Genomic DNA, 14,691 nt, shown 5'->3' on the forward strand with positions numbered 1-14,691 from the left:
CCTTGTTAAAGGCCGCTTCTGGACGCATGAAGGCTCAGGTAAACCGGGGGGAGGGGAACCTGAACTGCTGTAAGAAGAGGCCGGGTTACAAACAGAAATAATGCTGGCGTTATTGTATTTGTGTCTGTTTTTTGATCAATCGTTCTTTGGGACTAACGCCAGTCATGAAAAAGGAGTAAGTGAAAGTCGTGCTGTAGAGAAGGGGGCGGTTTACGTGTTTAAAACAGATCGATATCTCCGTCGTCTTCATTTTGTTTAGCCATTTCATCCAGATAGTTGGCTTTGAAGTGGGCCAAAGCGGTTTCAATGGCGACGCCGTTGAGAATCATATCGAACATCTCTCTCTCACAGGCCATGGTGTAGCGGCCTTTGAGATCTTGTTGCAGGTTTTTCCATTCTTCCGGCTTGTCCAGACGCTCGCGCGCCTGCAAGAGTCCGCCAAGGTCGCCGAGGCTTTCCTTGACGTGGCAAAGGCGTTGCGCCAGGCGGTCGAAAAACTGGAAGTCGACCACGGCGTTATGGACATCTTTCTTCAGGCCGTCTAGCTGCAATTTAAGTTCATGGGCCTGCGTCGAGGGGTCTGGGGCGGCGTTAACGGTGGCCACGATGGTGGTGAAGGACTGGGTCAAACGGCCGAAAGATTTCTCGCTTTCCAAAATGGAGGCTTCGATCTGCGCCACAGCCAGCGTGAGCATGGTGATGGTTTCATTGATATGCAGCCACTGTTCTTCGCTTAGTTCCAAAGGGGTTTCTGCCTTGCTCATCCGTTTGCCTCTAATGTTTATTCTGGTCTTACGTCCTGTTTCGCCTGTCAGATTTCCACCACGGTCACCCGGTCGCCCTGAGCGCCGGCTTTGATCAGGCCCTGGCGGGCGCGGTTGAGAACGCTTTCCGGGCGCTCATCCAACAACTGGTTCTGGGTAATGCCGATACTAACTGTAAACGGCGGCCTAATACTGGGATGGCGGTCCACCAGCGCCGCCAGCTTGCTACGCAGTCGCTCTGCGGCAAGGCCCGCCTGACGCAGATCCGTTTCAGGCATCAATACGGCGAATTCGTTTTCTCCGATGCGTCCGAGCGTGTCCTCGCGACGGAATACCGCTTTGCAGGTCGCGCCGATAAGCGCCAGCATCTGCTGGCTTTGCTCTGAGTCGCGCGCATGGGACGCGTTGAACTGGTCTACTTGAAAAGTCAGCAGAGAGAATAGCGAGTGATGCCGATAAGCGCGTCGCCATTCTCTGTCCAGTCCATCCAGGAAATTGTCTTTATTGGAAAGCAGTGTGCTTTCGTCCTTGCCGGCGGCTTTGGAGAAATGTTCCTCCAGCTTCACATAGGCGCTGATATCCCGCTGTATGGCGGCGAAATGGCTGACGGCGCCGCTTTTGTCCAATAACGGCATAATGCTGATTTCGATCCAGTATTGGCTGCCGTCTTTGCGATAGTTCAGCAGTCGGCAACGCACTTGTGACTTTTCCTGTAAGGCGCGACGAATGCGTCGGCAGGCGCTTGCATCGGTTAATGGGCCTTGCAGCATTCTGGGAGTAGCGCCGATGAGTTCGTCTCTGCTGTATCCGGACAATGCCTCCATGGCGCTGTTGGCGTAAACGATTTCCGGGCCGGGGTCGTCCAAGGGCGAGGCTTTGGTGACTAAGACGCCGTCGGCGGCGTTTTCCACAATGTCTTGAAAACCGAACTCTTGCTCCAGTGCGTTCATTGCTGTCCCAATTGCAGGTGTTCCACTTTTAAGTCTAGTTAAATCTGCCCGCCGCTACTTACTTTTAGAAAATATATTTATTAATCAATTGGTTGATAGGTTTTAAATAAATAGCTGACTCAACTCTGGATGCCTATAATGAAATAACTTCATTCAAGTGTAGTAGAAAGCTGAGTAAAGCCATTATCTGCACGGACTCTATGGAAAGACGATAAACCTATGCAAGCCACAGAGATTAAAGCGCCACTTACTCTGACGACCGCGCGTTTGCGGTTGCGCCAGTTCACGGAAGCGGATTTGCCGGAGTACGCCGAGATGCTGGCCGACGACGAAGTCATGCGTTATATGGCGAATGGACAGGGTTATGACCTGGATGCGGCATGGAAAAGTCTGGCGCTGATGCTTGGTCACTGGCGCTTGCGCGGCTATGGTTTGTGGGCGTTGGAGGATCTGGAGAGCGGACGTCTGCTGGGGCGTGCGGGGCTTTATTATCCGCAAGGATGGCCGGGCATGGAGATTGGCTGGCTGCTGCGCCGCGATTCCTGGGGGAAGGGGTACGCCTTTGAAGCGGCGCAAGCGGTCAGGGATGTGGCCTATTCCCATGTGGGCGCTTCCTCTTTGGTCAGTTTGATTCATCCTATGAACGTCCGCTCACGGCGAGTGGCGGAAAAGCTGGGAGGGAAAGCCAGTAAAACCCTGGAGATTCAGCAGAAGCAGGTTCAGCTTTATAGTATTCCCAAACCCTGACCTTTGGAGGAGTCGATATGCCGAGAAAGACAGGACAAAGTAAGCCGCCCCCATTAGTGAAAGCGGGTTGTGGCGTCCGTTTCGATCCAGAGCAGTTGGACGAAGACACGGGATTTGATTTTTCCGGCGCTGCAGACTTATTAGAGGAAGAGAAGGCGCAACAGGAAATCGATAAGAGTGAACAGGAAACACTAACTGCAGACGAAAAAAACCCGGCGAAGGCCGGGCAAAGCGCTGAGTAAACACTCAGGGTCGAGGTGCTTACATAGACGGAGTGAGCGACACAGGAATCGCTTGATCCGTCTTATTACTGCGGTCGCAGTAATTCTTTGGCGTTTGTTCCTGTACGCGCCTACAGCTCTACGCCAGGCTCCACATAAAGACGTGGGCAGGCGCTGCCGTCTTCTTTGAACAGATGACAGTTGTGCGCTTTCAGGCCCAAAGCAATCGGGTTGTTCTCCCGCACGGGATTGGCGCCCGGCGTACGCAGGGTCAGGGTGTTGTCGAAGCCTTCCACGTCCGCGTGCACCAGAGTCTGATAGCCGAGGCGTTCAACCACATTCACCACACCATTGAGAATGACTTCGCCTTCTTCTGCGCTGACGAAATGCTCTGGACGAATGCCCAGGGTCGCTTTATCGCCTTTTTTCAACCCGGCTCCATTGACCGGAACGACGACGTCGATGGCGCCTGGCAACGAGACTTTGACGGACTGAGCGCCCGCTTCCATCACCGTGCAGGTGACGAAGTTCATTTTGGGCGAGCCGATAAACCCGGCGACAAACTTATTGGACGGGTAGTGGTAAAGCTCCAGCGGTTTGCCCACCTGCGCAATGCGTCCGTGATCCAGCGCGACGATTTTGTCCGCCATGGTCATGGCTTCGACCTGGTCGTGGGTCACGTAGATCATGGTGCTCTGCAAACGTTTGTGCAGCTTGGATATCTCGATACGCATCTGTACCCGCAGAGCGGCGTCCAGGTTGGACAGCGGCTCGTCGAACAGGAATACCTTGGGCTCGCGCACCATGGTCCGGCCAATGGCCACCCGCTGTCGTTGTCCGCCAGACAAGTCTTTCGGCTTGCGTTGCAGCAGGTGCTCCAGTTGCAAAATGCGCGCGGCGTTTTCCACGCGCTTGTCGATCTCGGCTTTGGCTGTTTTCGCCAGTTTCAAACCGAACGCCATGTTTTCCGCCACATTCATGTGGGGGTACAGGGCGTAGGATTGGAACACCATGCCGACTTCGCGCTGCATGGGCGCCTTTTCGTTCATGCGCTCTTCGCCGATGAACAGGTCGCCTGAGGTGATTTCCTCCAAGCCGGCGATCATACGCAGCAAGGTGGATTTACCGCAGCCGGACGGACCGACGAAGACGACGAATTCGCCGTCTTCAATATCCAGATTGATGTCTTTGGATATTTCTACTGTGTCATAACTTTTGCAGACATTTCTTAGCGTTACGCTGGCCATGGCTGGACCCTCTTGACTTGATTGCCGGCGTGTTTACGCCAACTGACAAATACCGATTCCGTAAGCGGGAAGGTGGACGCGGGCGTCGCTCCATTCCGCGTTAAGTACGCTGAGTTCGCTCACTACCGTTTTGGCGCCGGCGGGCAGCTCGATGTCCACGCTTTGCCCGGACAGGTTCAGCGCCACCATCATGCGTTCGCCGTTATGGCTGCGCTCGTAAAGAAGCGTATCCGGCGGGCTTGGCAGGAAGCGGACGTCGCCTTTCTGCAGCACAGGCTGCGCTTTGCGCCAGTGCAGAAATTCACTGTAGATGTGCAACAGCGAGTCTTCCGCGTCTTCTTGCTCCGCCACCGCGGCGGCGACATGTTCCGGATAGACTGGCAGCCAGGGTTTGCCAGTCGTGAAACCGGCATGCTCTTGCTCCGCCTTCCAGGGCATGGGCGTGCGACAGCCGTCGCGGCCTTTATATTCCGGCCAGAAAGCGATGCCGTAGGGATCGACCAGATCTTCGTATTCCAGCTCCGCTTCCACTAGGCCGAGTTCTTCGCCTTGATAGAGACAGACGCTACCGCGCAGAGTCAGCAGCATCGCCATGTAGACTTTGTTCAACGCCAATGGCGCTTCCTGTCCGCACCAGCGAGTGGCCACCCTTGCGACGTCGTGATTGCCGATGGCCCAGCAAGGCCAGCCATCCACCAGCTTCGACTCAATGGTTTCTACGGTTTTGCGCAGAAACTTGGCGTCGCACTGCTCGGTCAGGAAGTCGAAGGAGTACGCCATGTGCAGCTTGTCGCCGTCGGAGGTGTAAGCGGCCATAGTGTCCAGGGAGTTGTCGTCGCCGATTTCGCCCACGGTGGTCGTGCCCGGATATTTCTCCAGCAGCGCGCGTACCCGTTGCAGGAACGGCAGGTTTTCCGGCTGTGTCTTGTCGTAAAGGTGACGCTGGTAAGCGTAGGGGTTTTCTTTACGCACGCCGATGGAGCCTTCCGCCACTTCGGTATTGGCGGGGTTATCCCGCAGCTGCTTGTCGTGATAGCAGAAGTTGATGGCGTCGAGACGGAAGCCGTCCACGCCTCTTTTCAGCCAGAACTCAACATCGCTGAGCACTTGCTCAACCACGTCAGGATTATGGAAGTTCAGGTCCGGCTGGCTGGTCAGGAAGTTGTGCAGATAGTACTGACGACGACGGCTGTCCCACGCCCAGGCGGAACCGCCAAAGACAGACACCCAGTTATTCGGCGGCGTTCCATCGGGTTTCGCCTCCGCCCACACATACCAGTCCGCTTTCGCATTGTCGCGACTGCTGCGGCTCTCCTTGAACCAGGCGTGCTGGTCGGAAGTGTGGCTGAGCACCTGATCAATGATGATTTTCAGGCCGCGCTTGTGCGCTTCCGCCACCATCGTCTCGAAATCTTCCAAGGTCCCGAATATAGGATCGACGTTGCGATAGTCGGAAACGTCGTAACCGAAGTCCTTCATGGGGGAAGTGAAGAAAGGAGACAGCCAGATGGCGTCCACTCCCAGACTGGCGACATAGTCCAACTTTGCGGTAACGCCCGGCAGGTCGCCGATGCCGTCGCCGTTGGAATCAAAAAAACTACGGGGATAAATTTGGTAGATGACTGCGCCGCGCCACCAATCACGATCAACCTGCATGTCGCCTCTCTTAACAACTCCAAACCAGGTAACGCACGTGCACCCACAGAAAAGTGGAAGACGTTGTTATTTTTACAGTTATGAAGATGGTGCCTGCGGCGAACCGGCCGAACATCCTCCCTCCCTCTTTTTTCTTGGCGTAGTAGTGGGGATGAGGGGGGAGGAGGAGGCGGAGGGTGGGTATGAGGGGGAGCTGCGCTCACTCCCCCTGTATCTTACTCAACAGATCCCGCGCCAGATTGATGGCTTCGGAGCGGTGGGTGATGTTCTGTTTTTGGTAGAGACTGCGGATGTGGGTTTTCACGGTGGTGGGCGCCACTTTCATGTGCTCGGCGATCTGGTCGTTGGACAGACCGGCGTGGATAAGGCTGAGCACTTGCCACTCCCGGCGGGTGAGGGGCGAGGTGCGGATGAGTTCCGGCACGTCAGGGCGGTCGATAATATCCTGAATGATGGCTTCGTCCAGTGAAATGCGGATTGCGCGGCTGAAATCCCTTTGTTGCTGCGCCAGTTGGATCAGACGTTCCGCCCGCTGTTTTTCCATTTCATCCAACTGCTCTTCGCTGATCAAGGCTTTGAGAATATTGATCAGCACCTTGCCGATGCGCAGGAAGCTGCCCACTGCGCCGGTGGTGCTGGCGAGTTTCAGCGCGATGGCCATGTGGCGCAGGGCTTCTTCGCGTTGCTCGTTAAGCCAGTAAAGCTGCGATAAATGGATATGGTTGCGGTTGATATCGGTTTTCAGGCCAAACTGTTCCGCCATGCTTTGGATGCCTTCCAACAGCGGCAGCGCCTTGTCGAAATCACCCAGGCTGACATAGGCCCGCGCCCAGTTGCGGATATTGCACTGGGTAAAGTGATTGGTGGCCTGTTCGGGCGTCGGTTCCGGCGCCGCGGTCAACCAGCGTTGTATAGACTCTTTGTCGCGCACCGCGTCCCAGTAGGAAAGCATGGCGGCGTGCGCGTTGGCGGTCCAGTCGATATGGTATTCGCCGGAGGCCAGCATTTTGTGGATCTTCTGCACATAGTCCGCGCATAACGACTGGCGGCCTCGCGCCTGGGCGATCTTCGCCAGCATCACGTAGCTTTGGATGAACCAGCGTTCTCCCTGGCTTTCCAGAATCTCGATGCCTTTTAATGCGCATCGCTCCGCGCTTTCCAGGTGGTGCCATTCCCACATGATCTGACTGCGTATACGGTACAGGAATTCCAGAATGGGCAGGCGCTCCAGACTGTGGTCTTCCGCATATTGCAGCGCCTTCTCCTGGATGTTGTAGGCTTTCTGCAGATAGCCCTGGGCGACGCTGATCTCCGATTGCTGGCACAACGCCCAAATCACGTTCTGGTGCGCATGTTCCGCCAGCGCCAGTTGTTCAGTGTCCTGCATGCGGTTAATGGCTTCCTTGAGGTGGCCCTGCACGAATAAGGACTCGCCAATAACAGAAGAAGCCGCGGTGCGAGAGGTGGGCAGATACACCGGATCATGAGCCAGGGCGGATTTTGCGAAGGTCTGGGCCCGCTCCGCATCCCCGACATTCATGGCCACCTGGGCGCGCACGGCGTTGAATTCGCCGGTGATGGCTTCCCATTCCTCTTCGCTGCAGTGAGTCTTCAGATGTTGCTCCGCCGCTTTCAGCCAGGATTCCACCTCGGACCACTGATACTGCCCCTGCGCTACCCAGGCGCGCAGCAGGGTAAGAATAGGGTGATCGGCGATGACCTCTTTATTCAGCGCATCAAAACAGCGTTGCAGTAGATTGAACTGCCCTTCGGTGAAAAAGTCACGGCCGCAACTGAGCAGGATATCCTTGATGCGTTGCTGGTCTTTGGCCAGCACGGCGTGACGGGCGGCGTCTTCAAAGAAGCCCATTTCACGCCAGGCGTCGCTGGCGCGTTGATGGAGCCGCGCAGTTTCATCCGGCAGCACGCAGGCCTGCATATGTCGTAAATACGCGGCGAATAGTGGGTGGTAGCGGAACCACAAGCCGCTGCTGTCCAGCGGCACGATGAATAGTCCCAGGTTCAACAGGGAGTTCAGAAGAAACTGGCCGTCCTGTTGTTGCGCCAGACGCATGACCATCAGCGCATTGAAACGCTCCAGTACGCTGGTGCGCAGCAGGAACAGACGCTGCTCGTTGTCGATACTGGTGCGGGTAAGCTCGTCAAAGTAATCGAATATATAGTGATTGCCGCTGTGCAGCTGCTCTACGTATTCGTTGAATTCGACACCAGTGGAAGCGGTCGCCGCCAGCAGTTGCAAGGCTGACACCCAGCCTTCGACCCGACGATTGGCGCGTTCGATGCTTTCCCGGGACACTTCAAATCGCAGGCGCTGCTCAAAATAGGCCTGAGCTTCGTCGGCGCTGAAAGAAAGGTCCTTGGCGGTGATCTCCAGCATCCGCCCCTGCATGCGTAACTGCGCCACACCAATGGGCGGTGTGGTGCGGGATAACAGCACTAACGTAATGTAGGGAGGCAGGTGGCGCAGCAGAAAAGTTACGCCGCTATGGATCTCTGTATTGGTGATCAGGTGATAATCATCCAGCACCACAAGCAGCGGATCGCCTTCCAAAGGTAACTCAGACAGCAGATCGGTGAGAAACGTCTGTAATGTCGGGTAACCTTGCTGGTTTAACGTGCGCAGGGTTTCCGGGCAGGCGCCTCGGGTGGCTTCATTTAATGTGTGAGCGACATAAAAGGCGAACTGCTCGCTCAGATTGTCCTGGGCGTCGAGACGGAACCAGGCGGCGTTGGCGCCCAGTGCGTTCAGCCGATCATCGATCATCGTGGTTTTGCCGTAACCAGCGGGTGCCTGCACCAGGATCAGGTTGACCGGATCGATCTCATGCAGCAGGTCGTCGAACTTCTCCCGCTCCAACAGGCGAGCTGGCCTGGGCGGAGGCATTATCTTGGCTTTTATCAAGGTTAAAGACTCGGGCTTTATTGTAGTTGTCATCGGCGACCCTAATTATGTTTCAGCGCTAATGTCGTCCATTATTGGCCGGTTCATACGCCGGTCATGAATTTGTGATTATATGGAGCCGAGGCTCCCTGGACGCAGTTACATCAGACTTTAGCAAATATCGCTTTGGAAAGTCAGCGTCCAATCACCGTATACGCCCTGACGGCGGGCGCTTATGTGGTTATTGCGTATTGCTGGTATGGGGCTGGAAGACCACCATACTCGGATGTATACGACAGTGCGTTTTCATTATTTCACTTTGCCCGCAATGTCTTGCGCGTCCATTCTGCGATGTGCGCATGCGGCTGCGGTGAAATAGCGGGATCGTAACAGTTTTTGACGCCGCAGCGGTTCTTCCCCTGCGGCTTTTTTTTGCCCTCAGGGTCCGATCTAAAAATCCCCGACTGCGATAGTTTTGTATTGGCGATGCGACTGTGTTTAAGGAAAGGCGCGGAGGTTGGCGGTGGTTATTCTTGCTTATGCGATGGTGATTCTGGTCTGGTCCACGACGCCATTGGGAGTTGTGTGGAGCAGTCAGTCTTTTCATCCAACGGTGGCGGTGGGGTTGCGCATGACGATCGCGGCGATCGTCACCGGCGTGGTTATCCGTCTGTATCGGATTCCGCTGCACTGGGACAGAGATTCGCTCTATAGCTATCTGTGCGGAACCATGGGCGTGTTTGGGGCCATGATGCTGACCTATTTCGCTTCGAAAACCGTTCCTTCCGGATTGATCTCCGTGATGTATGGTCTGTCGCCGATTATGTCCGGCCTGCTTGGCGTGTATCTGCTCGACGGCGCGCGCTTTCAGAAAAGCCAGTGGCTGGCCCTGGGGCTGGCTATTAGTGGTCTGGCGACGGTATTTGGCAAGGATCTGCATGCGTCAGGCGCTATCGCATTTGGTTTGCTGCTGGTGTTGGGCGCAGTGGCGTTGTTCAGCCTCAGCGGCGTGTTGTTGAAGAAACAGAAAGCGACGCCGCATCCGCTGGCGCTGACTTTCGGCTCGATTCTGCTGGCCTTGCCCGGTTATTTTATTCTGTGGGCGTTGATGGATGGGGAAATACCCCAGATTACCCTTAATGATCGTGGTCTGTGGGCGGTGGTTTACCTGGCGCTGGTGGGCTCCGTTCTGGGGTTCTTCGCATACTACTATGTGCTGCAGAAACTGCAGCCCTCCACGGTGGCCATGGCTACGTTGGTCACGCCGGTTCTGGCGTTGCTGCTGGGGGTTACGCTGAATGATGAGACGATCCATCCCACCGTGTTGCTGGGCGGTTGCCTCATCCTGCTGGGGCTGGCGCTGTACTTTGATCTGCCGCGCAAGACGCTGCGCTGGCTGCGGCCGCTCAGTACGCCAGCGTTGGTTATTCCGTTAAGCGAAGAGGAAAATAAACGCACTGACCAGCAGAGCGCAGGCGAGGTTTAGATAGAAGCCCACCCTGACCATCGTTTTCTGGGGCACAAGGCCGGTCCCGTGCACAATGGCGTTGGGTGGCGTCGCCACTGGCAACATGAAGGCGCAGGAAGCGGCGATGCCGATTGTCAGCGCGGTTTGTTCAGGGCTCAGCTGCCCCGTCGGCAAAGCCAGAAAGATCGGAACCAGTAAAGCGGCGGTTGCGGTATTGCTGGACAGTTCGGTCAGGAATATCACAAAGGCGGTGATGGTCAGCAGCAACAGATAGGCGGGCCAGGCGGCCACCAGCGCCGCCAGGGATTCACCCAGCAATTGGCTGGCGCCTGAACTCTTCAACACTACACTTAAGGTCAAACCTCCTCCAAATAGCAGCAGCACTCCCCAGTCTGTGGTGGCGCTAATGTCTTTCCAGGAAACAACTTTGCTGATGGTCAGCGCCACCAGCGCCAGTATGGCGATCCAGCTATCCAGGTCTTTCTCTATTCCCAGCAGTCCTCCTAAGGGTTTGCTGAATAACCACATCGCAACCGTAGTGCTGAATATGCTCAGTAGAATCAAACGCTCGCGGGTCCAGGTAAAGTCGGAACGCGTCACTGTCTGGGCGCGACCGCTAAGATCCGGTCGCAGCGCTTTGTAGAGAATGAACAACATTACCGGCCACAGCATCAGCGTTACGGGCAAGCCCAGTTGAATCCAGTCGCTGAAGGACATGCCCAACTGCGCGGCGACAATGGCGTTGGGCGGACTGCCCACCAAGGTGGCGACGCCGCCGATGCTGGCGGAATACGCCACCGCCAGAAGCGCGAATACGCGAGGATTATCCGGGCGATCATTTTCCTGGCTGAGCATGCCCAGAACCAGCGGCATCATAATGGCGGTCGTAGCGGTGTTGCTGATCCACATGGAGAGCAGCGCGCTGAGGGCGCATAGTAAAATCAGGGCGTGACTGATTTTGCCGCGGGTGAGGCGCAGCACCTTTGCGGCGATGGCGCTGTCCACTTGCTGTTTATGCAGCGCTGAAGCCAGAGCGAAACCGCCAAGGAACAGGAAGATAATGGGATTGGCGAACTCACTGAAGCCCTCCTTGACGGACAGTAAGCCCAATGTCACGGCCATAATGGGAATCAACAAAGCTGTGACAGTGACATGCAGCAACTCCGTCATCCACAACACGGCGGCTATCCACAGGATGGAAAGCCCATGTCGGGCGTCGGCGGGCGCCTGTATCAGCGTTTCCAGGCATAGCGGCCCTGCGGCCAGCATTATCCAGATCAGTTTCAGTCGCATGATGAATCAGCCGTTGCTCTCCTTGTGCTGGCGTTCTGGTTGATGTAACGCCCAAAATGGGGTAATCATCGGTTTTTCATAGAGTAATTGACTTGATACAACGCAAAAGGACGCCAATGACATCGAATGCCTCTCAGTTTAGCCTACGGCCTATCGCCCCTGCGGATAACGCGCAAATGGCGGAGGTCATCCGTCAGGTCTCCGCCGAATATGGACTCACGCCTGAGCGGGGGTTTGCTGTCGGAGACGCCAGTGTAGACGTCATGTATGAAACCTATGCAACGGCCGGCGCCGCCTATTGGGTGGTGGAGTACGACGGACGCATTGTCGGCGGCGGTGGCGTGGCGCCTTTGGCGGGTGGAGACGGCTCGGTAGCGGAACTACAGAAAATGTATTTCCTGCCAGTCTGCCGTGGACAAGGCTTGGGGTACAAAATCGCGCTTATGGCGCAGACGTTCGCCAAGGACCTGGGGTTCAAGCAGTGCTATCTGGAAACGACGGCCGCGTTGAAAGAGGCCATCACCCTGTACGAACGCCTGGGCTTCAAGCTGCTGACCGACCCCATGGGAGATACCGGTCATCAAGTCTGCGAAGTACGTATGATCAAAGCGCTGGACTAACTCCGCGCCTTACATCCAGCCTATCGTGTTCAGCACTGTAATGCCGATCGCCAGGGAGACGAAGGACGCCAGGGTGGATAAGGCGACAATGGCGGCGGCCAGCTCACTGTCCCCACCCATGGCTTTCGCCATCACGAAACTGACGGTGGCGGTCGGGCTGGCGAACATGAGAAAGAGCGAACCCAGGTAGATATCGCGTATGCCTATGGCGAACGCGATAACGATCTGCGCAACAGGCAGCCAGATCAGCTTCAGTTGCGTGGCGTGCAACGCCAGCCGGGAAGTCGCCCGCAAGACCTTGCCGTTGATGGAGCCGCCGACGCAGAGCAGCGCCAGAGGCAGGGTCAGATCGGCGAAGTAACCGGCGGCTTTTTTCGCCATCTCCGGCAATGGAATCTGTAATGCCGCAAAACCAAGCGCCAGTACGATGCTGATAATGAGGGGATTACGGACGATCTCTTTCAACACGCCTGCCCAGGGCAGCTTGGCGTTTTGATGCTGTGAGGCGGTTAACGCCCAGACTGACAACAGGTTGTAGAGCAAGGTGACGAAGCCCAGCAGCACTGATCCTATCGCCACGCCCTGCGCGCCATAGGCGCCGGCGCATAACGCCAAGCCAACGATGCCCAGATTACCTCTAAACGCACCCTGTACGAACACGCCCAGTTGCGTGGGCTCTGAAATATAGCGTTTGGCGATAATCCAGACTGCAATAAAGCCAATCGTTGTGGAGACGATGGCGTAGCCCAATTGAGCCAGATTGACCACCTGCCCCAACTGCAATTCGGCGACGTTGAGGAAGATGAGAGTAGGTAACGCGATTTTGAATACCAGACGGGAGCCAGTCTCAATGAATGCGCCGTCAATCATGTTGCCGCGTCGCAATAGAAAACCAAGGATGACGAGAAAGAAAATCGGCAGCACCACACCGGCGGCGAAAACGGCGCTTTGCAGCAACAACTCAAACATGGGCGGACTCTGGAAGTTTATTGGCTTGGTTGAGGAGTTTAAGCGAGATTGCCGCAGCGTATGAATGAGATGTCAGTATGACGAGAGGGAGTTATTCAATCGCTGGCGGTCAGGTTGGCCAGGCGGCTACGTTGGAAGACCGCCCGGCCGAGATCGATCGTTACGAATCAGCGCGCTGATAGCTTGTCCAGGTCGCGCTCGATTTCTTTGATCTTGTTGTTCACGACGCGCTCCAGGTGGCGCAGATCCTTCAGGATCTTCTCTTTTACATCTACCTGTTCGGTTTCTTTGCAGGTGATTTTGTCCAGCTCATCCAGAACGTGCAGCAGGTTAGGCGCAATTTCAGACGTGTTTTCATAACGCTTAGTGCCGCCTGAATCCACCAGCAACTGCTTTTGCAGACGGGGGAATTTTACTTTCAGGCTTCTGTGGAAAAGGTCGCCTTTTTCCTTTTTGTAGTAGATCTTGAGGATATCGTTCTCAGCTTCGGTGCGCAGCGTGTATTTTTCGATGCGTTGGGGATCGGCGACGCCGATATGCTTGAGGTGGTCAGTCATGGGTACTCCAGATAAGTTTTAAAATTTAAACCTTAAAGTCAGTTTAGTTAAGAAATCGGTAAGTTGTTAAAACAACGATGAAAAACTGTATTGGGACATATCTTGAACTTTTGATAAAAAATTGATATAGGTAGAACCCGACAAAAATGTTACCAACGGTAACCTTTTTGACTTATGTCTAGTTCTGTGAGCAGCGGATGTTTTTTGTACAACTGTGTAAGTTGGTCTATAAATCAAAAGTAGGTCCATCAGTTGTAACTTGGACGGTTGTTTGCTCGCATGACTCGCATAAATATTCTGAAAGATATGATTCGCATGGGGATGCACTTCATTCCCAATAACTTGATGGCGTATCGCCTGTGCGCTTCTCAGACATCGTGGTTTATTCATGCTCCGCCGGGGTTCTCCAGCGAGCCTTGTGAAATCGACGGGTTACAGGCGTTATGGTTGAGCCATCGCACTGAATGCGAATCCCGCGTGGTTCTGTATCTGCATGGCGGCGGATATGTCATTGGCTCCAATCGCACCCATCTTGAACTGGCCTGCCGCATCAGCAAGGCCGCCAAAGCGCGCACTTTGATGCTGGAATATCGGCTGGCGCCGGAGCATCCTTTTCCGGCGGCGCTGCATGATGTGGTGGCGGCTTATAAACACCTTTTGGATCGAGGCGTCAAAGCCAGGCATATTGTCATTGCGGGTGATTCCGCCGGCGGCGGCCTTACCATGGCGGCGCTGCAATTTATTCGTGACATGGATCTCCCGACGCCAGCGGCGGCGGTGTGTATTTCGCCTTGGCTAGATCTGACCTGCCACCTGTCGAGCAAGTCGCATCGCCTGCCTCATGATCCGGTGATTTCACCGGACCGCATACGCTTTTTTGCCCGCCATTATGCGGGAGAGCACGATCCCAAGTTGCCTGGCATCTCGCCGTTCTTTGGCGACTTGCATGACCTTCCGCCGGTGCTGATTCAGGTGGGCGGTGATGAAATTTTGCTTTCAGAATGTAAGCAGTTTCACCGGCGCGCCCGACTGCAGGGCGTACCTCTGCAATTACAGGTGTGGCCGCACATGTTTCATGTCTGGCATTTCGCATCCCGTCTGTTGCCGCAGGGCGGTCGCGCCATTCATGAAATCGGCGATTTCATTCGCTCGCACACCCCGCTGGGAGCGACGGCGGCGGCTTAATATTCGTCACGCGGGAACAGAGCAAAAAAACAATTCGTGTAGGGTGAATTCCGCTCTATAATTCTTCGCCCGGTCAGCATGGCAGCCGCCATTGACCTTGACGTCCTCTTAT

Annotated in this window: 13 protein-coding genes; 5 read left to right on the forward strand and 8 right to left on the reverse strand. The window is 55.4% G+C overall.

From position 1 onward, the window contains the following. Positions 1–218 precede the first annotated feature (218 nt). Positions 219–764: a hypothetical protein gene (locus EUZ85_RS04570; protein WP_127968130.1), complete on the reverse strand. Its 546-nt coding sequence runs from the start codon at positions 762–764 to the stop codon at positions 219–221. Between the two features lie 47 nt (positions 765–811). Next, entirely contained in the window at positions 812–1,714 is a 903-nt protein-coding gene (locus EUZ85_RS04575; RefSeq protein WP_127968131.1) for a GGDEF domain-containing protein, read from the reverse strand. A gap of 219 nt (positions 1,715–1,933) precedes the next feature. Here EUZ85_RS04575 and EUZ85_RS04580 point away from each other — a divergent pair, with 219 nt between their 5' ends. Then, a complete protein-coding gene (locus EUZ85_RS04580) occupies positions 1,934–2,461 on the forward strand; it encodes a GNAT family N-acetyltransferase (RefSeq protein WP_127968132.1) in 528 nt (175 codons plus the stop codon). A gap of 17 nt (positions 2,462–2,478) precedes the next feature. After that, positions 2,479–2,703 (forward strand): hypothetical protein, encoded by a 225-nt coding sequence (locus tag EUZ85_RS04585; protein ID WP_127968133.1) that lies wholly within the window; start codon positions 2,479–2,481, stop codon positions 2,701–2,703. A gap of 110 nt (positions 2,704–2,813) precedes the next feature. Here the strand turns inward: EUZ85_RS04585 and malK are convergent, their stop codons facing one another. The 3 genes from malK to malT all read right to left on the reverse strand — a co-directional run bounded on the left by malK (position 2,814) and on the right by malT (position 8,541). Then, a complete protein-coding gene (gene malK, locus EUZ85_RS04590; protein WP_127968134.1) occupies positions 2,814–3,929 on the reverse strand; it encodes a maltose/maltodextrin ABC transporter ATP-binding protein MalK in 1,116 nt (371 codons plus the stop codon). A 33-nt stretch (positions 3,930–3,962) separates the two neighbouring features. Then, positions 3,963–5,585 carry an alpha-glucosidase family protein gene (locus EUZ85_RS04595; RefSeq protein WP_127968135.1) on the reverse strand — a complete coding sequence of 541 codons (1,623 nt, stop codon included), beginning with the start codon at positions 5,583–5,585 and terminating at the stop codon, positions 3,963–3,965. A gap of 199 nt (positions 5,586–5,784) precedes the next feature. Further along, positions 5,785–8,541 (reverse strand): HTH-type transcriptional regulator MalT, encoded by a 2,757-nt coding sequence (malT, locus tag EUZ85_RS04600; RefSeq protein ID WP_127968136.1) that lies wholly within the window; start codon positions 8,539–8,541, stop codon positions 5,785–5,787. Positions 8,542–9,010: 469 nt separating this feature from the next. On the opposite strand from malT, the gene EUZ85_RS04605 reads away from it, so the two are divergent. After that, positions 9,011–9,973 carry a DMT family transporter gene (locus EUZ85_RS04605; RefSeq protein ID WP_127968137.1) on the forward strand — a complete coding sequence of 321 codons (963 nt, stop codon included), beginning with the start codon at positions 9,011–9,013 and terminating at the stop codon, positions 9,971–9,973. Here EUZ85_RS04605 and EUZ85_RS04610 read toward each other — a convergent pair. Further along, positions 9,920–11,248 (reverse strand): DASS family sodium-coupled anion symporter, encoded by a 1,329-nt coding sequence (locus EUZ85_RS04610; RefSeq protein WP_127968138.1) that lies wholly within the window; start codon positions 11,246–11,248, stop codon positions 9,920–9,922. The genes EUZ85_RS04605 and EUZ85_RS04610 overlap by 54 nt on opposite strands. Positions 11,249–11,364: 116 nt before the next feature. Here EUZ85_RS04610 and EUZ85_RS04615 point away from each other — a divergent pair, with 116 nt between their 5' ends. Continuing rightward, positions 11,365–11,868, forward strand: a complete 504-nt coding sequence (locus tag EUZ85_RS04615; protein WP_127968139.1) for a GNAT family N-acetyltransferase — start codon at positions 11,365–11,367, stop codon at positions 11,866–11,868. Between the two features lie 9 nt (positions 11,869–11,877). Here the strand turns inward: EUZ85_RS04615 and EUZ85_RS04620 are convergent, their stop codons facing one another. Together EUZ85_RS04620 and EUZ85_RS04625 are read right to left on the reverse strand one after the other, a co-directional pair. Then, positions 11,878–12,837, reverse strand: a complete 960-nt coding sequence (locus tag EUZ85_RS04620; RefSeq protein ID WP_127968140.1) for an AEC family transporter — start codon at positions 12,835–12,837, stop codon at positions 11,878–11,880. Between the two features lie 167 nt (positions 12,838–13,004). After that, on the reverse strand, positions 13,005–13,394 hold the full coding sequence (locus EUZ85_RS04625) for a DUF3461 family protein (protein WP_127968141.1): 390 nt from the start codon (positions 13,392–13,394) through the stop codon (positions 13,005–13,007). Between the two features lie 279 nt (positions 13,395–13,673). Between EUZ85_RS04625 and EUZ85_RS04630 the strand changes: the two genes are divergently transcribed. Beyond that, the gene (locus EUZ85_RS04630) at positions 13,674–14,579 is read left to right on the forward strand and encodes an alpha/beta hydrolase (RefSeq protein WP_127968142.1); all 906 of its coding nucleotides are present in this window, start codon (positions 13,674–13,676) and stop codon (positions 14,577–14,579) included. Positions 14,580–14,691 lie beyond the last annotated feature (112 nt).

The organism is Hahella sp. KA22 (assembly GCF_004135205.1).
GTDB lineage: Bacteria > Pseudomonadota > Gammaproteobacteria > Pseudomonadales > Oleiphilaceae > Hahella.